General features: G+C 73.8%; 19 protein-coding genes. 13 read left to right on the plus strand and 6 right to left on the minus strand.

The genetic code is table 11. The annotated features are described in order from the left end of the window. On the minus strand, window positions 1–2,668 hold a 2,668-nt coding region (locus tag ACEZDE_RS13580; protein WP_380535966.1), incomplete at its 3' end, for a hypothetical protein. Here ACEZDE_RS13580 and ACEZDE_RS13585 point away from each other — a divergent pair. From ACEZDE_RS13585 to ACEZDE_RS13605, 5 genes are all read left to right on the plus strand, one after another. Then, a complete protein-coding gene (locus ACEZDE_RS13585) occupies window positions 2,658–2,927 on the plus strand; it encodes a hypothetical protein (RefSeq protein WP_380535968.1) in 270 nt (89 codons plus the stop codon). The genes ACEZDE_RS13580 and ACEZDE_RS13585 overlap by 11 nt on opposite strands. Before the next feature lie 304 nt (window positions 2,928–3,231). Continuing rightward, a complete protein-coding gene (locus ACEZDE_RS13590) occupies window positions 3,232–4,032 on the plus strand; it encodes a hypothetical protein (protein WP_380535970.1) in 801 nt (266 codons plus the stop codon). 89 nt (window positions 4,033–4,121) lie between these two features. Next, window positions 4,122–4,706 carry a bacterial proteasome activator family protein gene (locus tag ACEZDE_RS13595; RefSeq protein WP_380535971.1) on the plus strand — a complete coding sequence of 195 codons (585 nt, stop codon included), beginning with the start codon at window positions 4,122–4,124 and terminating at the stop codon, window positions 4,704–4,706. A 180-nt stretch (window positions 4,707–4,886) separates the two neighbouring features. Beyond that, window positions 4,887–6,410, plus strand: coding sequence for a protein kinase domain-containing protein (locus tag ACEZDE_RS13600; RefSeq protein WP_380535972.1), 1,524 nt, complete (start codon window positions 4,887–4,889; stop codon window positions 6,408–6,410). 189 nt (window positions 6,411–6,599) lie between these two features. Then, on the plus strand, window positions 6,600–8,225 hold the full coding sequence (locus ACEZDE_RS13605; RefSeq protein WP_380535974.1) for a protein kinase domain-containing protein: 1,626 nt from the start codon (window positions 6,600–6,602) through the stop codon (window positions 8,223–8,225). A gap of 28 nt (window positions 8,226–8,253) precedes the next feature. On the opposite strand, the gene ACEZDE_RS13610 is transcribed toward ACEZDE_RS13605, so the two are convergent. Both ACEZDE_RS13610 and ACEZDE_RS13615 read right to left on the minus strand, forming a co-directional pair. Next, window positions 8,254–9,303 carry a phosphotransferase enzyme family protein gene (locus tag ACEZDE_RS13610; RefSeq protein ID WP_380535976.1) on the minus strand — a complete coding sequence of 350 codons (1,050 nt, stop codon included), beginning with the start codon at window positions 9,301–9,303 and terminating at the stop codon, window positions 8,254–8,256. 47 nt (window positions 9,304–9,350) lie between these two features. Beyond that, window positions 9,351–10,010 carry a response regulator gene (locus ACEZDE_RS13615; protein ID WP_380535977.1) on the minus strand — a complete coding sequence of 220 codons (660 nt, stop codon included), beginning with the start codon at window positions 10,008–10,010 and terminating at the stop codon, window positions 9,351–9,353. Window positions 10,011–10,258: 248 nt separating this feature from the next. Here ACEZDE_RS13615 and pdhA point away from each other — a divergent pair, with 248 nt between their 5' ends. The 6 genes from pdhA to ACEZDE_RS13645 all read left to right on the plus strand — a co-directional run bounded on the left by pdhA (window position 10,259) and on the right by ACEZDE_RS13645 (window position 17,777). Continuing rightward, complete coding sequence (gene pdhA, locus ACEZDE_RS13620) at window positions 10,259–11,398, plus strand: pyruvate dehydrogenase (acetyl-transferring) E1 component subunit alpha (protein WP_380535979.1); 1,140 nt, start codon at window positions 10,259–10,261, stop codon at window positions 11,396–11,398. Continuing rightward, window positions 11,398–12,396 (plus strand): alpha-ketoacid dehydrogenase subunit beta, encoded by a 999-nt coding sequence (locus tag ACEZDE_RS13625; RefSeq protein ID WP_380535981.1) that lies wholly within the window; start codon window positions 11,398–11,400, stop codon window positions 12,394–12,396. Before pdhA ends, ACEZDE_RS13625 begins: the two co-directional genes overlap by 1 nt. Window positions 12,397–12,413: 17 nt before the next feature. Continuing rightward, window positions 12,414–13,928, plus strand: coding sequence for a dihydrolipoamide acetyltransferase family protein (locus ACEZDE_RS13630; protein ID WP_380535982.1), 1,515 nt, complete (start codon window positions 12,414–12,416; stop codon window positions 13,926–13,928). A 109-nt stretch (window positions 13,929–14,037) separates the two neighbouring features. Continuing rightward, on the plus strand, window positions 14,038–15,156 hold the full coding sequence (locus ACEZDE_RS13635) for a M64 family metallopeptidase (protein WP_380535984.1): 1,119 nt from the start codon (window positions 14,038–14,040) through the stop codon (window positions 15,154–15,156). Further along, window positions 15,153–16,157, plus strand: coding sequence for a trypsin-like serine peptidase (locus ACEZDE_RS13640; protein ID WP_380535986.1), 1,005 nt, complete (start codon window positions 15,153–15,155; stop codon window positions 16,155–16,157). The genes ACEZDE_RS13635 and ACEZDE_RS13640 overlap by 4 nt, the downstream gene beginning before the upstream one ends. 69 nt (window positions 16,158–16,226) lie before the next feature. Continuing rightward, window positions 16,227–17,777, plus strand: a complete 1,551-nt coding sequence (locus ACEZDE_RS13645; RefSeq protein ID WP_380535987.1) for an MFS transporter — start codon at window positions 16,227–16,229, stop codon at window positions 17,775–17,777. Window positions 17,778–17,847: 70 nt separating this feature from the next. Here ACEZDE_RS13645 and ACEZDE_RS13650 read toward each other — a convergent pair whose 3' ends face one another. Then, window positions 17,848–18,693, minus strand: a complete 846-nt coding sequence (locus ACEZDE_RS13650) for a maleylpyruvate isomerase family mycothiol-dependent enzyme (protein WP_380535989.1) — start codon at window positions 18,691–18,693, stop codon at window positions 17,848–17,850. 176 nt (window positions 18,694–18,869) lie between these two features. Between ACEZDE_RS13650 and ACEZDE_RS13655 the strand changes: the two genes are divergently transcribed. Further along, window positions 18,870–19,670, plus strand: a complete 801-nt coding sequence (locus ACEZDE_RS13655) for a carbon-nitrogen family hydrolase (RefSeq protein ID WP_380535990.1) — start codon at window positions 18,870–18,872, stop codon at window positions 19,668–19,670. A 23-nt stretch (window positions 19,671–19,693) separates the two neighbouring features. Here ACEZDE_RS13655 and ACEZDE_RS13660 read toward each other — a convergent pair whose 3' ends face one another. Beyond that, window positions 19,694–20,647, minus strand: coding sequence for a LysR family transcriptional regulator (locus ACEZDE_RS13660; RefSeq protein ID WP_380535992.1), 954 nt, complete (start codon window positions 20,645–20,647; stop codon window positions 19,694–19,696). Window positions 20,648–20,741: 94 nt separating this feature from the next. Here ACEZDE_RS13660 and ACEZDE_RS13665 point away from each other — a divergent pair, with 94 nt between their 5' ends. Then, window positions 20,742–20,951, plus strand: a complete 210-nt coding sequence (locus tag ACEZDE_RS13665) for a hypothetical protein (protein WP_380535993.1) — start codon at window positions 20,742–20,744, stop codon at window positions 20,949–20,951. 17 nt (window positions 20,952–20,968) lie between these two features. On the opposite strand, the gene ACEZDE_RS13670 is transcribed toward ACEZDE_RS13665, so the two are convergent. Further along, on the minus strand, window positions 20,969–21,547 hold the full coding sequence (locus tag ACEZDE_RS13670; protein WP_380535994.1) for a hypothetical protein: 579 nt from the start codon (window positions 21,545–21,547) through the stop codon (window positions 20,969–20,971). Between the last annotated feature and the right edge of the window lie 118 nt (window positions 21,548–21,665).

Genomic DNA, 21,665 nt, shown 5'->3' on the forward strand with positions numbered 1-21,665 from the left:
CCCCGCTGCTGGGCACTCCGGCCACGCCCGCGACGGTGAGTTTGACGGTCTTGCGTGCGCCGACCCGGGCCTTGGCCGCACCCAGCCCGGACCGGGTGTCCAGGATCCGCGACGGGCCGACCGGAACGAAGCGGCTGTCCGGCTTGGCCGGGGCGGCCGCGGTGACCGTATAGGCGTTGGGCAGGTACCCCTGCGAGGGGACTCCGGAGGTGTAGCCGACCGTGTCCAGGGCCAGGTCGTAGTGGCCGGGCGCGAGCCCGTAGGTGTTCAGCGGAACGGTGATCGAGGCGCCGTCGGCGGAGGCGGACTCGGCCACCCCGGAGGACACCCGGCTACCGTCGCTGGCGAGGATCAGTCCGGTGCCGAGGTTCAGGCCCTTTCCGTGCACGACCACCTGGTTCACCGTCCCGGCCGGGCCGGAGGCCGGGGTGACCGAGGTGATGTCCGGGATCACCGGGGGAGTGGCGCAGTTGTTCTCGCACACCCCCTGCACGGTGTAGGTGACCGGCGTCGGCGACGCCCCCGGCGTGACCAGCATGACCGCCTGGTCCGTGCTGCTGGACGGCGTCTTGCACTCGACCGTGAAGTGCGATCCTCCGCCGTAGGGGCAGAGCCCGAGCTGGCTGGTCCAGTCGGCGCTGTCGTACATGTTCAGCGCCGGCGCGCCGGTGCCCGTCGGTTCGACGATGCCGAAGCCGAGCATCTCCTGGGGCGGCATCGGGACCACCGCGCAGTAGGCGGTGGTGGTGTCGGTCAGCGAGCCGGTCTGCGGGCCGAAGCCGTTCGCGGACAGCTGGTGCGCCGTGCACTGGGAGGCCCAGCCCGCGGCGGTGCCCACGCGCCAGGTGTCCACCCGGGCCGGGATGGCGATCCCGGCGTAGTTGCTGGCGATGACGATCACCTGGTACGAGGTCGATCCGGTGAGCCGGCAGGCGACCCCCTGCCGGTAGCAGACGATGTGCCCGGTGGCGTCGGTGACCTCGACCACCGTCCCGGCCGGTGCCGGGACGTTCGCCCTGGCGGTGGTCCAGATCTTGTCGGTGGCCGCCGCTGTGATCCGCACGCACGCCGCGCTCAGCGACGAGGTCAGCGCGACGTTCGTGGAGGGGCCGCCCACCGTCGTCGAGGCCGGGGCGGAGCAGCTCGCCGTCTTCGACACGTCGCGCCGCACGATCCGGTAGGTGTCCGGGCCGTTCAGTTCGACGCCCTGCACCAGGGCGGTGTAGGCGACGCCGGCGGTGTAGGAGCAGACGGTGCTGCTGGCGCCGGTGCAGACCTGGGTGCCGGTCGCGTCGTTGACGGTGATGTTCCCGTTGACCTTGTTGGCGTCGTTCGTGTAGTCGATCATCTCCCCGGTGGAGTGCTGGTTCGCGGGGATGCTCAGGCACTTGACGTTGGAGCTGGGGGTGAGCGGGACCTGTGCTCCCGGTGATCCGCCGAACCCGGACTGCGGCCAGACCGCGCAGCCGGCCGAGGAGTCGGTGCGCTGCACCAGCAGCTGGTAGTCGGCGACGGCGGCCTGGGCCGACAGGACCGCGTGGAACGGAGCAGTCCCGGCGAGCGGGCAGACCTCCGTCATGACGTCGATGTCGGCGCACTGCTGGGTCCCGGTCGCGTCCAGGACCTTCACGGACGGGCTGCTGCCGTCGGCGGTCGGCTGGTCGAAGACGTAGTCGGACTTCCCGGAGGCGGTCGGCAGGGTCAGGCAGACCTCCTCGCCGATCCCGCCGAAGTGGCCCTTCGCGGGGCCGGTGGCGAAGTCGGTGTCACCCGTGGCGGTGCAGCCGCGGCTCTCGTCCGCCGCGATGAAGACCACGCCGAACGGCAGCAGGTCCGGCGGGTACAGGGTCGCCACGTAGTCGTAGGCGCCCGGGTCCAGTTGGCAGGTGGGGCCGGAGTTGGTGCAGGCCGCCGTGCCGTCCGGGTGGTACAGCGAGCCGGTGACGCCGCCGAAGCCCGCGGTCGCCGCGTACACCTGGTACTGCCCGGCGGTGGTCACGGTCAGGGTCCGGCAGCCCACGGTGGAGCCGGCGTCCGGCACGGTGCCATAGGTCTGCTGAGCCACCGTCAGGCACCCCTGCGGCCGGGTGATGCTGTTCAGCAGCAGGTCGTAGCTTGCCGCCCGCCCGTACTGGTCGGTGGCCAGCACCCGGTAGGGGGCGGTGCCGGTGAGGGTGCAGTTCCCCAGGTTGTCGACGCAGACCTGGGCGCCGGTCGCGTCGTAGACGACGACGGACGTCTCCTGGTACGGGTCGGAGGACAGGCCGACGTGCAGCACGTCGCCGGAGGCCATGGCCAGCGTGTAGCAGTTGCCGGTGGCGCCCGCGGCGACGGAGCCGTGGATCTCCGGCGTGCTGAACGAGGGGTCGGCGGCGGCGCAGGAGGTGTCGGACAGCAGCGCGGTGTAGTCCAGGGTGAAGGCGCTGCCGTTGTCCTGGACCTGCACGGTGTAGCCGCCGGCCTGGGTGGTCGCGCACTGCGGGACCTGGAACCAGTAGGGCTGCTGGCAGCTGACCTGGCTGCTGTCGGGCGCGGTGACGGTGATCGGCAGCTGGGAGCCGTCGGTCGTCTCGGCCCGCACCAGGAGCAGGTCCGCCGGGTCGGGCAGGGTCAGCGTGTAGCTGTCGGTGCCCGCGGGCGCGGTGCAGGGGTAGACCGTGTCCGCCACGACGGCGCCGGAGCAGGTGCTCGGCACGTCGCTGTGCGCGATGGCGCTGCGGACCGCGGCGGCGCGGAGGGTGGTGGCCGTGCCCGCCTCGGGCGCGGCGGGGACCTTCGGCTTGACCGGAGCAACCGGCTTGGTGACCGGCTTCGCGGCGGCCTTCGGCTTCGCCGCGGCGGACGCGCTCGCGGACCCGGTGGTGGACGAGCTGTGCGCCGGGCTCGGCTTCGCCGCGGCTCCCGCGGGCCGGGACGTGGCCGCGTAGGCGGCGCCGGTCGGGCCGATGAGCGCGGCCAGGACGGCGACGAGCAGGGTGAGTATCCCCCACGCCCGTCTGTGCCTGGACCTGGATATGGCAATTGCTGGCATTTGGCCTTTTCCCCCTCTGATTCTGCTGCTGCCCCCCGGGGCAGCCGGAGCATAGCAAGCCCAGTGAGCCAAAAGAGGGGTCGTCAGAATGCCGGAATTAATATGATATGGGAGGGTCAATCGGGTAGCTGTTGTCAAGAGCTGACCGGTCGACCATCCCCCGGGGGGCGGTGTCCGCAGCGGTCTGGAGGCGGGCGGGCGTGGCCAGGACTCCTCGGGGTGCGGCGGCGGTGCTGCTTCTGCTGGGCCCGGTGATCCCGCTCGGGACCGGCCTGGTCCTCGAAGCGGCCGGTCCGGCGCAGGCCGCGCCGGTGGCGAAGTGGTCCCCTTACGGGAACGGCGGGTTGCTGGTGCACCTGCCGGACGGCGGGGTGCTGCGGCTGGTGCTGCCGAGCGGACAGCCGTCCGAACAGCCGTCCGCGGCGGACCCGTCGAGCGGGCCGCCGTCGGCCGCGTCGTCGGGCGACCCGGTGTCGCCCGCGGACCCGGCGTCACCTGCGGACCCGACGCCCGCGCCCTCGTCCCCGGCCCCCGCGGACAGCAGCGCCGCGGCGAGCCCGGCCCCCGACCGCAGCCCCTCGGGCGCGCCCACCACCCCGCCGGTGTCCGTGTCCGACCTGCCGATACCCGTGCTCGACCAGCTCTACCCCACGCCCGCGGCGGGCTCCTCCAGCGGGCCGGCCGCCGCGCCGGTGGCCGGGTCGGCGGGGGGCGGGTCGGGCAGCGGGTCCGCGCCCTGGCAGTCCCAGAACCAGGACTGGCTGCCGGTCGGTGACGGACCGCCACCGCTCGGGCCGCAGGCGCTGGCCGGGCCGAGGCCCGGGTCGAAGGCCGCGCCGCTGCCGTTGGCCGGGGCGGGAGGCGGGGCCGGGCCTGGGGGCGGGACGCAGTCGCAGGCGGCGCGCTGGGAGCAGAAGCAGCGGCTGCTGCCGCTGGGGGTCGGCCTGGCGCTGATCGGCAGCGGCGCCGCCCTCTACGGCTGGCGGCTGCGCCGCCCCTAGGGCCGGACGGCGGACACCGCGGCGCGCGGCGCACAGCTGTTCTCCGGGGTGGCGCTCCGAATTCCCTCGCTTGGGGCAGAATGACGACCATGAACAGCCCGAACGCGCGGCCCGAAGAAGGCCCCCAGGTCCTGATCGTCGGTCCCGACGGGATGCCCGTCGGGGGCCTGCCCGGTGGCGCCCGGCGCTCCTCGCTGGGCGAAGGCGGACAGGGGGGCGACGGCGAGCCCCGTGAGCTCCCGATCACCGAGATGGTCGAGCAGCCCGCGAAGGTGATGCGGATCGGCAGCATGATCAAGCAGCTGCTGGAGGAGGTCCGCCAGGCGCCGCTGGACGAGGCCAGCCGGGTCCGCCTCAAGGAGATCCACGCCAGCTCGGTCAAGGAGCTGGAGGCCGGGCTCGCGCCCGAGCTGGTGGAGGAGCTGGAGCGGCTCTCGCTCCCGTTCACCGAGGAGACCATCCCCAGCGAGGCCGAACTGCGGATCGCCCAGGCCCAGTTGGTGGGCTGGCTGGAGGGCCTGTTCCACGGTATCCAGACCGCGCTGTTCGCCCAGCAGATGGCGGCCAGGGCCCAGTTGGAGCAGATGCGGCGGGCGCTGCCGCCCGGTTCCGGCGGCGCGGGGCCGGACGAGCCGGACGACGGCCACGACATCCGCTCCGGGCCGTACCTCTGAACCCCTGAGGCTCCGCCACCAGCGGTGCGGCGGTCACAGAGCGGGATCGGAACGGGTGTGCGGGGACACCCGTCCGTGTGGCCCGCTAGCCTAGCTCCTGATGGCTCACCGTAAGGCTCACCGACAGGCGGCGCCGGTGTGCGCTTCGGTGTGCCGTGGCCGTGGGGGAGAAGAGATCTGATGACTGAGCAGGGCGCGACCGGGCAGGACGGCGGGGGAACGGGGCAGACGGTCGGGCACGGCCGCTACCTGCTGCGCGATCTGCTCGGGCAGGGCGGCATGGCGACGGTCCACCTCGCCGACGACACGGTGCTGGACCGCCCGGTGGCGGTCAAGAGCATGCTCGGCGACATGAGCAGGGAGCCCTCGTTCCGCGAGCGCTTCCGCCGTGAGGCGCAGGCCGTGGCGCGGCTGAACCACACCAACATCGTCGCCGTGTACGACAGCGGCGAGGACGTCGACGGCGACGGCGTGCACGTCCCCTTCATCGTGATGGAGTACGTCGAGGGCGGTTCGCTCAGCTCGGTGCTGCGCGAGGACATCGCCGCGCACGGGGCGATGCCGACCGACAAGGCGCTGAAGATCACTGCCGATGTGCTGGCCGCGCTGTCCGCCTCGCACGAACAGGGCCTGGTGCACCGCGACATCAAGCCGGCCAACGTGATGCTGACCCGGCGCGGCGTGGTCAAGGTGATGGACTTCGGCATCGCGCGGGCGATGCAGTCCGGCGTCACCTCGATGACGCAGACCGGGATGGTCGTCGGCACCCCGCAGTACCTCTCCCCTGAGCAGGCGCTCGGGAAGTCGGTGGACGCCCGCTCCGACCTCTACTCGGTCGGCTGCCTGCTGTTCGAACTGCTTACCGGGCGGCTGCCGTTCGAGTCCGACTCGGCCCTCGGCATGGCCTACCAGCACGTCCAGGAGACGCCCCCGGCGCCGTCCACGCTGAACGCGGCCGTTCCCCCGGCGGTGGACGCGCTGGTGGCCCGCGCGCTGCGGAAGGACCCGGCGCACCGGTTCCAGACCGCGGACGAGATGCGCGAGGAGTGCGAGCGGCTGGCCGGAACCGGCGGCACCGGCGCCAACACCCCGCTGATCATCGGCGGCGGACCGCGGGTCGAGGGCGGCGGCGGGTGGCGGGTGGGAGGTTCTGGCGCCAACGCGGTGTTCCCGCAGGCGCAGGGGCAGTTGGGGACGATGCCGCCGCAGCAGCAGCCGGGTCCCTACCAGCAGCCGTACCCGCAGCAGCAGCGCCCGGGGGTGCCGGGGCCTGGAGTACCGCAGACGCCGCGCCCGTACCAGCCGGTGGGGACGCCGCCGCCGGGGCCGCAGGCGTTCCAGCCGCGCCGCCCGGGGACCCCGCCGCCGGGACCGCGTCCGTACCAGCCGGTCAGGACCGGCGCGCCGACCCCGCCGCCCCGGCCCACCCCGCGGCCGACGCCCCGGCCCGCGCCGGTGCCGCCGCGGCCCACCCCGCCGCCGCGGCCGACCCCGCCGCGCCCCTACGTCCCGGCGCAGGCCGGGCCCGGCGCGCGGCCCAACAAGGGCTGCGGGACGGCGGCGGCGATCATCGGCGTGGTGGTCGGCCTGGTGGTGCTGGGCATCCTGATCCTGGTGCTGGTGGTGGAGAACCAGGCGAACAAGGACAACAGCAGTTACAACGGCTCGGCCGGCGCCGGTCCGGTTGCCACCGGACTGCGCTGACCGGTCGTCACGGCTACCCGGCGTGATGATCGACCGGCACATCACCGCCGCGAAACCGGTAGCGTGCACCTGCTGGGCCGCACCCTCCCGCACGCGGGTCGGTAATCGACCGGGTGAGAGCGGGTACACGTCCGGACCCGGGCAGGACCGGGGAGCGGCGCACAGGCGAAGGACCGACGGCGGAGAGTAATGGCAGACAACGAGCATGCCGACGGCGGGAACGGCGCGGGGTTCGGCGCCGGGGACGTCACCCCGGCGGACGGGAACCCCACCGTCGCCCGGCCCTCTGTCGGCGGGACGCCGGACGGCGGGGCGTACGGTACCGGCGCGACGCCGTACCAGGGCGGCCACCAGGGCCCGGAGGAGCCCCCGTTCGAGCCTGCCGTGGTCTCCACCAGCGGCTTGGCGGTGTTCGGCGAGGGCCGCTACCGCCTGACCGGGCGGCTCGGCCGCGGCGGCATGGCCGAGGTCTTCGCCGCCCGCGACGTCCGGCTCGGCCGCACCGTCGCAATCAAGGTGCTCCGGCCCGAGCTGGCCGAGGACGGCACCGCGCGGGTCCGGTTCACCCGCGAGGCGCACTCGGTGGCCTCGCTGAACCACCACGCCGTGGTCGCGGTCTACGACACCGGCGAGGAGGCGCACGCCGGGGAGACCGTCCCCTACATCGTGATGGAGCTGGTCGAGGGCCACACCGTCCGGGAACTGCTGCAGGGCGACGAGCCGCCGCCGGTGGACCAGGCGCTGATCATCACCGCCGGGATCCTGGAGGCGCTGGCCTACAGCCACCGGCACGGCATCGTGCACCGCGACATCAAGCCGGCCAACGTCATCATCACCAGCACCGGTGCGGTCAAGGTGATGGACTTCGGCATCGCCCGCGCGCTGACCGGCGCGTCCAGCACGATGACCCAGACCGGCATGGTGATGGGCACCCCGCAGTACCTCTCCCCCGAGCAGGCGCTGGGCAAGGCGGTGGACCACCGCTCCGACCTCTACGCCACCGGCTGCATGCTCTACGAGCTGCTGACGCTGCGTCCGCCGTTCACCGGCGACACCCCGCTCTCGGTGGTCTACCAGCACGTCCAGGACCCGCCGGTGCCGCCGTCGCAGGCCAACTCGCGGGTGCCGGCCGGTCTTGACCCGCTGGTGCTGCGCTCGCTGGCGAAGGACCCGGACGACCGGTTCCAGAGCGCCGACGAGTTCCGGGCGCACCTGCAGCACGCGCTGCGGACCATGCACCAGGCGACCGGCCCGACCGAGCTGCTGCCCAGCGCCGCCGCGGCGGCGGCGATGGCCGCGCCGACCGTGCTCACCCCGGCGGTCACCCCGCCGATGGGCACCCAGGTGATGCCGCCCAACCCGGGCAGCGCAGTCCCGCCCCGCTACGACGACCCGAACGACCAGTACGACCGGACCGACGACGAGCGGCCCGGCGGGCGGCGGGCGGTCTTCGCGGTGATCGCGGTGCTGGTGGCCATCGCGGCGATCACGGTCGGGGTGACCCTGGCCCTGCGCGGGCAGCACGGGACCACCACGCCCCCGCCGGTGACCAGCAGCGCCCCGGCGCCGACGCTGACCACGGACCAGCCGACGCCGACCCCGACCACGGAGTCGCCGACGCCCACGCCGACCACGCAGTCGCCGACGCCGAGCTTCAGCCCCACACCGACCCCCACGCCGACGCCGACCGCGACGCCGACCCCCACCGAGACCCCGACGCCGACCGCGACCCCGACGCCGACCGCGACCGCCACGCCGACCGCGAGCGCCACGGCCAGCGCCCCCGGCGACACCGGCGGCCAGCCGGGCACCTGACGCCCCGTCGGCTCCGACGGGCGGGTGCTCAGTCGACGCAGGCGTCGAGCACCCGCCCGTACTCCGCGCACCACCAGACCGTCTGCGCCGCCGCGGCCGGGAACAGCGGGTCGGCCCGCTCGTCCCGGCGCTGGTAGCGCCAGCGGAGCATCCAGAAGTCGTTCAGCCGCTCCCACCAGACCCGGTGCACCCCGGCGGCGAGCTCCTCCGGGCTGCTGCCGGAGGCCTCCCGGTAGCCGCGGGCGTAGTGCCGCAGCCGGGTCAGGTCGAGCACCCCGGTCTCCGGGTGGTGGAAGAACAGCGTGGCGGCCCGGACCGCCTCCTCGGCGCGCGGCTTCAGCCCGAGCCGGTCCCAGTCCAGCACCGCGACCGGGGCGGCGCCCCGGTAGAGCAGGTTCAGCGGGTGGAAGTCGCCGTGCACCCAGCCGGTCGGCGGTGCGTCGGCGGGCCCGGGACGGCGGTGCCGGTGCGCGGCGAGCAGGGTCCGGCGCTCCCGCAGCCGCTGCCGGGCCAGGGTGTCGAAGGGCTGCTGCGGATCCCGTCTGCGGGAGCGTTCCAGCAGGTCGGCGATGGTGCGCTCGGTGTCGTCCGGATCCGCGCTGGGCACCGCGGCGGGCTGCTCGACCGGCGGGTGCAGCGCGGCCAGGACGCTGTGGATCCGTCCCAGCAGGGCGCCCAGGTCGGCGCACTGGGCGTGGTCCAGCGAGCGGCCGGTCCGGTGCGCCCCCTCGACCCAGGGGAACAGCGCGTAGCGCCGTCCGCGCAGCAGCACCGAGCTGCGGCCGTCCCGGGCGGCCAGCGGCGGGGTGGTCGGCAGGCCGTGCTCGCGCAGTGCGGCGATGACCCGGTGCTGGGCGGCTATGGCCGAGCCCGAGGCGTGGCCGACGTCGTCCAGGTACTGCTTGAGGAACCAGCTGCCGTGCGGGCCGGTCAGCCGCAGGCCCCGGTTCAGCAGGCCCTGGCTGACCGGTTCGACGTGGAGCGCGTCGAAGGGGTCGGCCAGCGGGTAGCGCTCCAGCACTCCGGCGACCGGGATTCCGCGCACCCGCCGCTCGACCGGCAGCTGACTCTGCGTCATGGGGCTGATGGTACTGGTGTTTCAGGGGTGTTCCCGGATCGCTTGACTCAGCGATCCTCGGCGTGCATCCGGGCCACATAGGCGGCGGCCTGGGTGCGCCGCTCCATGCCGAGCTTGGCGAGCAGGCTGGAGACGTAGTTCTTCACGGTCTTCTCGGCGAGGTGCAGTTCGCCGCCGATCTGGCGGTTGGTCATCCCCTCGCCGATCAGGTCGAGGATCTTCCGCTCCTGCGGGGTCAGTCCCGACAGCCGCTCGTCCTCCTCCCGGCCGCCGCCGTCGCGCAGCCGGGCCAGCACCCGTCCGGTCGCGGCCGGGTCGAGCAGCGACTTCCCCGCGGCGACGTCGCGGACCGCGGAGACCAGGTCCGTCCCCCGGATGGCCTTGAGCACATAGCCGGACGCACCAGCCATGATCGCGTCGAACAGCGCCTCGTCGTCCGAGTAGGAGGTGAGCATCAGGCAGCGCAGCGCGGGGTCGTTCGAGCGGACCTCCCGGCAGACCTCCACCCCGCTTCCGTCCGGCAGGCGTACATCAAGGACGGCCACATCGGGTCGGACGGCGGGGATCCGGGCGAGCGCTTCGGCGACCGTCCCGGCCTCGCCGACCACCTCGATGTCCGGTTCCAGGGACAGCAGCTCGTGCACCCCGCGACGGACGACCTCATGGTCGTCGAGGAGAAATACTCTGATGTGTCCGCTCTGCACCATGGATCAAGATTGGCACGCGGAAGCCCCGCGGACGCGGCAGATTGTCCGTGAATATCCCGTTTTATGGCAGCTATGGGTACGTGGACGTCCTACGACAGAAGCGGTAAGCCCTTCCGCTGGGTAACGTTCTCCTGCAGGATCAGGGCACATCCACCGCCGATCCGCATGACGCGCACACCCCGCGCTACGAGTGAGGATCGGCGACCGGACCGGTGGCCGGCAATCCCGGAGCCCGGACAGACCGAGGAGTGAACGTGACCGTCACAAGCGCGGCGGGGGCACCTACAGCTGCCCCGGAACTGGTGCAACTGCTCACCCCCGAGGGAGAGCGGGTCGAGCACCCGGACTACTCCCTGGAGACGACGCCGGAGGAGCTCCGCTCCATCTACCGCGACCTGGTCCTGGTCCGGCGCTTCGACGCGGAGGCGACCTCGCTGCAGCGCCAGGGCGAGCTGGGCCTGTGGGCCTCGCTGCTGGGCCAGGAGGCGGCCCAGGTGGGGTCCGGGCGGGCGATGCGCCCCGGTGACTACGCCTTCCCGACCTACCGCGAGCACGGTGTGGCCTGGTGCAAGGGCGTGGACCCGCTGAACCTGCTGGGGATGTTCCGGGGGGTGAACCACGGCGGCTGGGACCCCAACGAGAAGAACTTCCACCTCTACACGATCGTGATCGGCTCGCAGACGCTGCACGCGACCGGCTACGCCATGGGCATCACCAAGGACGGCGCGGACGACGCGGTGATCGCGTACTTCGGTGACGGCGCCTCCAGCCAGGGCGACGTGGCCGAGGCCTTCACCTTCGCCTCGGTCTACCAGGCCCCAGTGGTGTTCTTCTGCCAGAACAACCAGTGGGCGATCTCCGAGCCGACCGAGAAGCAGACCCGGGTGCCGCTCTACCAGCGCGCCTCGGGCTTCGGCTTCCCGGGCGTCCGGGTGGACGGCAACGACGTGCTGGCCTGCCTGGCGGTCACCCGGTGGGCCCTGGACCGGGCCCGCAACGGGGAGGGCCCGGTGCTGATCGAGGCGTTCACCTACCGGATGGGCGCGCACACCACCTCGGACGACCCTTCCCGCTACCGGATCGCGGAGGAGCTGGAGTCCTGGAAGCTCAAGGACCCGCTGGAGCGGCTGAAGGCGCACCTGGTCCGCGAGGGCTGGGCGGACGGCGAGTTCTTCGACGCGCTGGAGGCCGAGAGCGAGCAGCTGGCGCGGCGGATCCGCGAGGGCGTGCGGACCATGCCCGACCCGGACCCCTCGTCGATCTTCGACCATGTGTACGCCGAGGACCACGCCCTGGTGGCCGAGGAGCAGGCGGGCTACCTCGCCTACGCCGCCTCGTTCGCCACGGGTGACGCGGACGGGTTCGACGAGGACGGGGACGAGGGCTGATGGCCGCCGAACATGCTTTTGACCGCCCCAGCACCATGGTGCAGGCGCTCAACGAGGCGCTCCGGCGCTCGCTGGACGAGGACCCGAAGACCCTGGTGATGGGCGAGGACGTGGGCCGTCTGGGCGGCGTCTTCCGGGTCACCGACGGGCTGCACAAGGACTTCGGCGAGGCCCGGGTGATCGACACCCCGCTGGCCGAGTCCGGCATCGTCGGCACCGCGATCGGACTGGCCCTGCGCGGCTACCGGCCGGTGCTGGAGATCCAGTTCGACGGGTTCGTCTACCCGGCGTTCGACCAGATCGTCACCCAGCTGGCCAAGATGCACGCCCGTGCGCTGGGCCACGTCAAGCTGCCGATCACCATCCGGATCCCGTTCGCCGGCGGTATCGGCGCGGTGGAGCACCACAGCGAGTCGCACGAGGCCTACTTCGCGCACACCGCCGGGCTGAAGGTGGTGGCGCCGTCCAACCCGGTCGACGCCTACACGATGCTGCGCCAGGCGGTCGCCTCGGACGACCCGGTGGTCTTCCTGGAGCCCAAGCGGCGCTACTGGGACAAGGCCCTGCTGGACCCGGACGCGGCCCCCGAGCTCGGCCTGCACCAGGCCAGGATCGCCCGCCCCGGCCGGGACCTGACGCTGATCGCGTACGGCCCGATGGTCAAGGTCTGCCTGGAGGCCGCCGAGGCCGCCGCCGAGGACGGGCTGAACCTGGAGGTGGTGGACCTGCGGTCGCTGTCCCCGGTCGACTTCGACACCCTGGAGCAGTCGGTCAAGCGGACCGGCCGCGCCGTGGTGGTGCACGAGGCCCCGGTCTTCCTGGGCATGGGCGCGGAACTGGCGGCGCGGATCACCGAGCGCTGCTTCTACTCGCTGGAGGCGCCGGTGCTGCGCGTCGGCGGCTACTTCGCCCCCTACCCGCCGTCGCGGGTCGAGGACGCCTTCCTGCCGGATCTCGACCGGGTGCTCGACGCTGTCGACCGCGCCCTGGCCTTCTGAGGGTGTGAGGAGACGTCATGAGTACCGCAGTGGAGACTGTGCGTCAGTTCAAGATGCCCGACGTGGGCGAGGGCCTGACCGAGGCCGAGATCCTCACCTGGTACGTCCAGCCGGGGGACACGGTCGAGGACGGGCAGGTGGTCTGCGAGGTCGAGACCGCGAAGGCGGCGGTGGAGCTGCCGATCCCGTTCGACGGGGTGGTCCGCGAGCTGTTCTTCGACGCCGGGACGACGGTGGACGTCGGCCAGGTGATCATCAGTGTGGCCGTGTCCGGCGGCGCGGGTGCGGCCGAGCCGGAGGAGGTGGCCCCGGCGGCCGGCGCCGCCGCGGGTGAGGCCGAGCCCGAGCGCCGCGAGGTGCTGGTCGGTTACGGCCCGCGCAGCGGCTCGGCCAAGCGCCGCCCGAGGAAGGTCGCGGTCACCCCGCCGCCCGCGGCGTCCCCGTCGCTCACGGCAGCCGGGCCGGGCGCCGTCGCCGTGGCCGCCCCCGCCGCTACCCCGGCCGGGTCCGGGGCACCCGCGGGGCTGCCCTACGGCCCGGCGGGCGGGGCCCGTGGGCCGGTGGCCGCCCCGGCTGCTTCGGCCGCCCCCGCGGCGTCCCCGGCCGCCGCGGAGGCCGCCAGGCCGCTGGCCAAGCCGCCGGTGCGGAAGCTGGCCAAGGACCTGGGCATCGACCTCGCCACGGTCACCCCGACCGGCCCGCACGGCACGGTCACCCGGGAGGACCTGCACGCCAGCGTCGCCGCCCCGGCCGCGCCCGCCGCCCCGGCGGCCCTGGCCGAGCCGGTCGCCGCCGCCGAGGCCGTTGCCGCCGCCGCGCTGTCCGCCGAAGGCGACCTGCGGATCCCGGTCAAGGGCGTGCGGAAGATGACCGCGCAGGCCATGGTGGCCTCCGCGTTCACCGCCCCGCACGTCACCGAGTGGGTCCAGGTCGACGTCACCCGCACCATGAAGCTGGTGGCCCGGCTCAAGGAGACCGGCGAGCTGGGCGAGGGCGTACGGGTCAGCCCGCTGCTGCTGGTCGCCAAGGCGCTGCTGGCCGCGATCCACCGGCACCCGGAGGCCAATTCCAGCTGGGACGAGGCCGCCCAGGAGATCGTGGTGCACCGCCGGGTCAACCTCGGCATCGCCGCGGCCACCCCGCGCGGCCTGCTGGTGCCCAACATCAAGGACGCGGGCGCCAAGTCGCTGGCCGAGCTGGCGGCGGCGATGACCTCGCTGATCGCCACCGCCCGGGAGGGCAGGACCGCCCCGGCCGACATGCAGGGCGGCACGGTCACCATCACCAACGTCGGCGTCTTCGGCGTCGACTCGGGCACCCCGATCCTCAACCCGGGCGAGGCCGCCATCCTGGCCTTCGGCCAGGTCCGGGCGATGCCCTGGGTGCACAAGGGCAAGGTCGTCCCGCGCCAGGTCACCACGCTGGCGCTGTCCTTCGACCACCGCATGATCGACGGGGAGCTCGGCTCCAAGCTGCTCGCGGACACCGCGGCGATCCTCGAACAGCCCAAGCGGCTGATCAGCTGGGGCTGACCGAGGGCCGTCCCCGTTCGGGTGAAGCCGTCGGGGTGACGACTGGCGGTGCGGAACGGGTGGGTACTCCTTCGCGGACGTGAGTTCCCGAGGGGCGGAGGAGTACCCCGTGCGGCGCAGGCTGTGTGTGTCCTTGCTGATGGCAGCGGTGCTGACGGTGGCGCTGATGCTGTCGCCGTCCCGTCCGGCCACCGTCCAGGCGGCCGAGGTCCGGTCGGCCGGCGCGCTGCTGGCCGACAACGGCGACGCCGCCGACAGGATCACCCTGGTGCTGCTCGGCGACGGCTACACCGCCGCCGAGCTGCCCCGGTTCCACGCCCAGGCGGCGGCGGCCTGGACGGCGCTGACCTCGGTCGAGCCGTTCCGGACCTACCAGCACTTCTTCGACGTCCGCCGGGTGGACGTGGTCTCGGCCAGGCCGGGGCTGCGGTCCGGGTCGCCGCTGGGGATGCACTTCGGCTGCGACGGCCTGTCCCGGCTGCTCTGCGCCGACGACGGCGCGGTGGACCGGCTGGCGGGCGGCTCCGGCGGCCCGCAGTACACCATCGCCCTGGCCAACTCCAGCCAGTACGGCGGCGAGGGCGGCACCGGCACGACCACCCTCGCGGCGGGCTCGCCGGACGCGGGCCGGATCATCCAGCACGAGATGGGCCACACCGTCGGCGGCCTCGGCGACGAGTACGACGCCGCGCCCGCCGACGCCGACTACCCCAACCTCGCCTCCGTCAGCGCGGCGCAGATGCGGGCGTCGCAGCAGAAGTGGTGGCGCTGGCTCGGCGCGGCCGACCCGACCGGCGGCACGGTCGGCGCGTACCGGAGCGCCAACGGGCTCTACCGGCCGACCAGGGACTCGATCATGCGGACCCTGGGCGGGGTCTACAACCTGCCCTCGCGGGAGGCGATCATCGAGTCGGTCTACCGCCAGGTCCGCCCGGTCGACCGGACCGTCCCGGCGGCGGGCCCGGTGGACGGGCAGCCGGTGCTCCGGGTCTTCCCGGTCCCGCTGGCGGGGCCCCGGCAGCTCCGGGTCAGCTGGACCGTGGACGGCCGCCGGGCGCCGTACGGCGCGGTCCGCGGCGACAGCCTGGACACCGGGAGGCTGGGCCTCGCGCCCGGCAGCCGGAGCACGGTCTCGGCGACCGTCGAGGACACCACGCCCTGGGTGCGGGACGAGGCGTTCCGGCAGTCCCGGATGACCGAGACGGTCAGCTGGACCCTGGGCGGGTGAGCGGCGGTGGCGGCCGCGGTCGCGGGGGCCGCCCGGTGCTGTGGTCCGCCACGACGGCGCTGGTCCTCGCGGCGGCGCTGACCCCGCTCGCGGCACCGCGGGCGGCGGCGCGGCCCGCGGTCCGGCCCGCAGCCCGGTTCGCGGCTCGGCCTGCCGCCGACAGCGAGGCCGCGGTCCGGCGGGAGCCCTCGCCGGGGGCGGCGGCGGTGGCGGAGTACTGGACGGCGGCGCGGATGGCCGCGGCGACCGCCGAGGACGTGGGCGGCAAGGACCTGCCGCTGCCGCGGAGTCCCGCGCCGTCCGCGGTGTCCCCCTCGGTCGCCGGGATCCCCAGCGCCTACCCCAACGGCCGCCCGTCGATCGGCGTGCTGTTCTTCCGGGGACGGGACCTGCGGGCGCACTTCTGCACCGCCTTCGTGGTGGCCAGCCGGACCAGGAACCTGGTGATGACCGCCGCGCACTGCGGCCCCGGCAGCTCGCAGGCCTTCGTCCCCGGGTACCGGATCCACGGCCGCACCCCCGCGCCGTACGGGATCTGGCCGGTGCTCAGGTCGTTCACCGACCGTCGCTTCCGGCGGACCGGCGGCGGCACCGACTTCGACTACGCCTTCGCCAAGGTCGCCCGCAGCGCGGCCGGGCGCCAGGTCGAGGACCTCACCCACGGCAACACCCTGACCGTCACCCCGGCCTTCGCCAACCGCAGGGTCGGCGTGACCGGCTACCCCCGGGCCTCCGCGGCGCCGCTGAACCGGCCGGTCACCTGCTGGGCCCCGACCCGGCGGCTGGGCGCCCGGCGGCAGATGGTGTTCCTCTGCGACGGCTACTACGGGGGCACCTCCGGCAGCCCGTGGCTGATCGGCTACCGGGCCGGGACCAACACCGGCCGGGTGATCGGCCTGATCGGCGGGGTCGGCGGCGGCGGGCCCAACGCCTGGACCAGCTACAGCCCGATGTTCGACAAGAACACACTCAGGCTCTACGCCTTCGCCGTCGCCCACTGAGCGGCGCGAGGGGCGCGCGAGGGGGCCGCTGTCGGGGCTGAATTCATCCCACCATAGGATGGCCTCACCATGACTGCCGACCCGGCCGCCGCTCCCGTCCAGCCCGTCAGCCCTGACAGCGTCGTCAGCCGAGTCCCCGCGCCACGCGACGGCACCGCCGTGCCCGCGTCCGCACCCATGCCCACCCCCGCGTCCGCCCCCGTCTCCGGCTTCGACCTGCCCGCCGCGGCGACCATCGCCGCCTCGACCACCCCGCCGACCGCCGGGACGACCGCGGCCACTCCGCCGCCGTCCTCGGCCGAGGCGCTCCTCGGGGGCCGCGGCGCCTGGTTCGCCTGGGGCATCGGGGTCACCGTCTACGTCCTCGCCGTGGTCCACCGGACCAGCCTCGGCGTCGCCGGGCTGGACGCCGCGGCCCGGTTCGGCATCGGCGCGTCCGCGCTGTCGACCTTCTCGATCCTCCAGGTCCTGGTCTACGCCGGGATGCAGGTCCCGGTCGGCCTGCTGGTCGACCGCCTCGGCCCGCGCCGGGTGCTCAGCACCGGCCTGGTGCTGCTCACCCTCGGCCAGCTCGGCTTCGCCTTCTCCACCGCGTTCACCCCCGCGCTGGTCTCCCGGGCCGTCCTCGGCTGCGGTGACGCGATGACCTTCGTCAGCGTGCTGCGGCTCGGCGTGCGCTGGTTCCCGGCCCGGCGCAACCCCTTCATCGCGCAGCTCACCGGCCTGGTCGGCACCCTGGGGAACCTGGTCAGCACCGCCGTGCTGTCGCGGGTGCTGCACAGCGCGGGCTGGACCGCGACCTTCGGCACCACCGCGCTGTTCGGCGTCGCGGTGCTGGCCCTGGTGCTGCTGTTCCTCCGCGACTCCCCGGACACCCCGGCCCGTGCGCCGGTCTTCCGCCGCGCCCCGCTCACCGCCGCCGCCCCCGGCGGCGCCCCGCTGCCGCCGCGGCTGCCGCTGCGGGCGCAGATCAGCGCCGCCTGGGCGCAGCCGGGCACCCGGCTCGGCCTGTGGGTGCACTTCACCTCGGCCTGTCCCGCGTCGGCCTTCCTGCTGCTCTGGGGGATGCCGTTCCTGATGGCGGGTCAGGGGCTGTCCCGGGGGACCGCGAGCGGGCTGCTCAGCCTGCTGATCGTCAGCAACTGCGGCTTCGCGCTGCTGTTCGGCCAGCTGGTGTCGCGCCGCCCCGGGCTCCGGATGCCGCTGGTGTTCACCGTGGTGCTCGGCACCGGGGCGCTGTGGGGCGCGGTGCTGGCCTGGCCGGGCGCGCGGGTGCCGATGTGGCTGCTGCTGGTGCTGGTCCTGGTGATGGGCAGCAACGGGCCCGCGTCCCTGGTCGGCCTGGACTTCGCCCGCCCGGCGAACCCGCCGGAGCGGATCGGGACGGCCTCCGGGATCGTCAACATGGGCGGCTTCATCGCGACCGTGCTGGCGCTGTTCGGCATCGGCCTGGTGCTGGACCTGCTGACTCCCGGCGGCGGCCCCGACTACACCCCGCACGCCTTCCGGCTGGCCTTCTGCGTGCTCTACCTGCCGATGGCGCTGGGGATCAGCCAGATCCTCCGGCTGCGCCCGCAGGCCGCCCGCCGCGAGGCGGAACTGCGCGCCGCGGCGGGGTGAACCCGGGCGGCCCGGTCCGGGGTTGCAGCCGGGTCCGGGGTCAGGGCTGGGCTCAGCTCCAGGGTCGGGCTCAGGGCGTCACCGAGAAGTTGTCGAGGATCCGCCTGGCCAGCGCCTCGTCGCCCTCGACCTTGATGTCGATCGCGCCCGCCGGGCTCCGTCCCGGGACCAGCCGGCCGCAGGCCAGCCGGGCGTAGGTCTCCCAGTCCGTGGTCAGCTGCACGTCCGGGGCCAACGGGACGTGGGCGTCCACGCTGCCGCGCCCGTTCTCGTCCACCCGCACCGTCCGCATGAACTCCAGCGGGCCGTGCACCTCCAGCACCACGGTCGAGCCGGCCGGGGCGCCGGCCAGCTTGGCGACGGCCCGGGGGAGCATCTCGACCAGGTAGTCGCGGGTGATCTGCGCGGCCGGGGTGTCTAGGTTGCCGGGCCTGCGCAGGGCCCGGCGCAGGTCCTGCTCATGGGTCCAGACGTCGAACACCCGGCTGCGCAGCAGCTGGTGGTACGGCACGTCCCGGCTGTACGGGCCCATCGGCCAGCGGATCTCGTCGTTCGGGCCGTAGCGGCTGTTGTCCCGCAGCGCGCGCGAGCGGCGGATGACGGTGTACTCCAGCTCGGCGGTCATCTCCGGCGCGGTGTGGCAGCGCCGCTTGTCGACCGGGACCTCGCAGTAGCGGGTGAACTCGTCGACCACGTGGTGCAGGTCGCGCGGCAGGGTGTGGATCGGGCGGGGGTCGCCGAGCAGTTCCAGCTCCATGGCTATGACATGCGAGACGACGTCGCGGACCGACCACCTGGGGCATTCGGTGGGCCGGTTCCACTCGCCCTCGGTGAGCGGCGCCACCAGTTCGGAGACGGCCTCGATGGACTGGGTCCAGGCGTCGGTGTACGCCTGGACGATCTGCGTGTCGGTCACGTTTTCGACCCCTTGGCCCATGCGCGGGCTGACTCACGGTGTGGTCGCACCGGCACCGTCCGCCGGATGCGCTAATGGCACGTTACGCTCACCCGTGTCAGCCGGTCAGGGCTTTCACGGGCTTGACCGTAATGATCACAGAGATCCACGGGCCCTTGTCCAGGGAGGTCGGCACCATGCGAGTCTCGCTCATCCAGCTCGACGTCGATCCGGCGGAGTCGCCGGACGCCCGCCGCTCCCGCGCGGCTGCCCTGGTCCGCCGGCAGCACGGCTCCGACCTGGTGGTCCTGCCGGAGTTGTGGCTGCTCGGCGGCTTCGCCTACGACGCCTGGTCGGACGGCGCCGAGCCGTTGGACGGGCCGACCGCCGAGGCCATGTCCGAGGCGGCGAAGGACGCCGGGGTCTGGCTGCACGCCGGTTCGATCGTCGAGCGCGACCCGGACGGCCCGATCTACAACACCTCGATGCTGTACTCCCCCACCGGCGAGCTGACCCGCAGCTACCGCAAGATCCACCGCTTCGGCTTCGACCAGGGCGAGGCCGCGGTGATGGGCGCCGGCACCGAACTGGTCACCGCCGGAACCGAGTTCGGCACGCTGGGTCTGGCCACCTGCTACGACCTGCGCTTCCCGGAGCTGTTCCGGGCACTGCTGGACGCCGGGACCGAGATCTTCGTGGTCCCGGCCGCCTGGCCGGCCCGCCGCCGTGAGCACTGGACCCTGTTCGCCAGGGCCCGCGCGGTGGAGGAGCAGGCCTTCGTACTGGCCTGCAACACCGCGGGGACCCACGGCGGGGTCGAACAGGGCGGCCGCAGCCTGGTGGTGGACCCGTGGGGGGCGGTGCTGGCCGAGGCGGGAGCGGGGGAGGAGGTCCTGACGGTGGAGTTCGACCCGGCCGAGGCGGCCCGCGCCCGGCAGGAGTTCCCGGTGCTCAGGGACCGGGTGATGGGCATCCGGGCCCCGGCCGAACGCGGCTGATTCACACCAGGTTTGACGGCTCGTCAACTACGGGTCAGGGAAAGCAGTTCGCGGGCCGGACCGGCCGGGTGGGTGCCGGTCGGCCAGACCGCCCGCAGTGGGCGGCTCAGGTCCAGGTCGGCCAGCGGGACCGAGACCAGCTGCCCCCGGGCCAGCTCGTCCGCGACCGTCAACTCGCTGAGCACGGCCGGGCCCGCGCTCAGCGCCGCCGCCTTGAGCGCGGTGGTGGAGGCCAGCACCAGCAGCGGTGTGGTCGGCCCCCCGTACGGGGCGAGGGCGCGGTCCAGCACCTCCCGGGTGCCGGAGCCCTCCTCGCGCAGCACCAGCGGGGTTGCGGCCAGTTCGGCGCCGGTGACCGGGGCGCGGCGGCGGGCCCAGGGGTGGCCGGTGCCGACCACCAGCCGCAGCCGGTCCGAGGCGATCCGCACCTCGTCCAGGCCGGACGGGGTCCGCAGCCCCTCCACGAAGCCGAGGTCGGCCTCGCCCGCGAGCACCTGCCGGGCCACGTCGGCGGAGTTCGCGGTGCGCAGGGTGACCGCGGTGCCCGGCAGGGCCTGGTGCAGGGCCATCAGCCAGCGCGGCATCAGGTACTCGGCGACCGTCATGCTGGCCGAGACCCGCAGCCGGGCGTCCCTGCGGTCGCGCAGCGCGGCGATGCCCGCGTCCAGCGCCTGGGCGGCGGCGAGGACCGGGGCGGCCCACTCGGCGACCAGCGAGCCGGCCTCGGTGGGGCGCGAGCCGCGCGGTGAGCGCTCCAGCAGCGGCACCCCGATGTTCCGCTCCATGCCCGCGATCCGGGACGAGGCGGCGGGCTGGGTGATCCCCAGCTCGGCGGCGGCCCGGCCGAGGCTGCCCAGCCGGATCACCGCCAGCAGCAGCTCCAGCGCCCCGAGGTCCGGCAGGCGCGGGGAGAGGGCGCTGGGTGCCGCCGACGGTGCTGCGGTGTGCGGTGCTGCGGGGTGCGGGGCGGTGCTCATGGGTCCAGCCTAAGGCCTGCTCATAGAGCGTGCTTATGAGCTCACAGCCCGGCACCCGCTACCGGCCGACCCCGGCTCCGGCGAACGTGGAGGCATGACCACCCTCGGCCCCGCCCTCGCCCCCGCCCGGACGGACATCCGAACGATCGGCCGTCCGGGTGTCCGTCCGAACGTCGTCCGGGCCTCCCGCCGCTCGCCGCTGCCCGGCCGCTTCGGCCCGAACTGGTACGCGGCGGTGATGGGCACCGCCATCGTCGCCAACGGTGCCCGAGGCCTGCTGAACGGCGAACTCACGTCCGCCTGACGGGGTCTGGTCCGACGTCAGGCCGACTCGGCGGTCTCCGGGTAGATGACCGAGGTGTCGGCCCAGTCCAGCGCGGTGATCACGGCGTGCCGCAGGGCCTGGGCGTTCCAGCCGGCGTCGAAGTGGATCGGCAGCACCGGGGAGACCTCCTCCAGGGTGGAGATCATCGGGCTGTGCGCCACGGTCTCGTCCACCAGCAGCACCACCGGCTTGCGCAGGGCGGTGGCCCAGCCCAGCTCCATGCCGACGCCGGCCGAGAGCGGCGAGCCGATGTAGGCGAAGGCCAGGTCGGCCGACTGCATGCCGCGGAAGGCGGAGGGCACGCGGTAGCCGGTGCCGAGGCCGCGGGTGGTCCAGCAGTCGTCGTGGTGCTGGCTGTAGACGGTGACGCCGGCGTCCAGCAGCGCCTCGCGCAGGGCGGTCACCCGTCCGCGCAGGGCCAGCGTGAACACTCCGTCGGCGGGGCCGGTCAGTCGCAACGAGGGGGCGGCGAGGAAGACCCGAAGACTGCGGCGGGCGTCGGCGGCGAGCTCGGCGGCGGCGACAGCAGCAGTGGCGGGGTCCACGCTCAGGCCGACGTCATGCAGCTCGTTCATGGTGGTCTCCATCGAGATAGTTGACCTCTGAACATCAAGTCCACTACCGTTTCAGAGGACTTGTGCCTGGGTTGTACGGCCGGAACCGCCAACCCTTCGGGGGAATGTCTCGATGGTG

This window comes from Streptacidiphilus cavernicola (assembly GCF_042510955.1).
Lineage (GTDB): Bacteria > Actinomycetota > Actinomycetes > Streptomycetales > Streptomycetaceae > Streptacidiphilus > Streptacidiphilus cavernicola.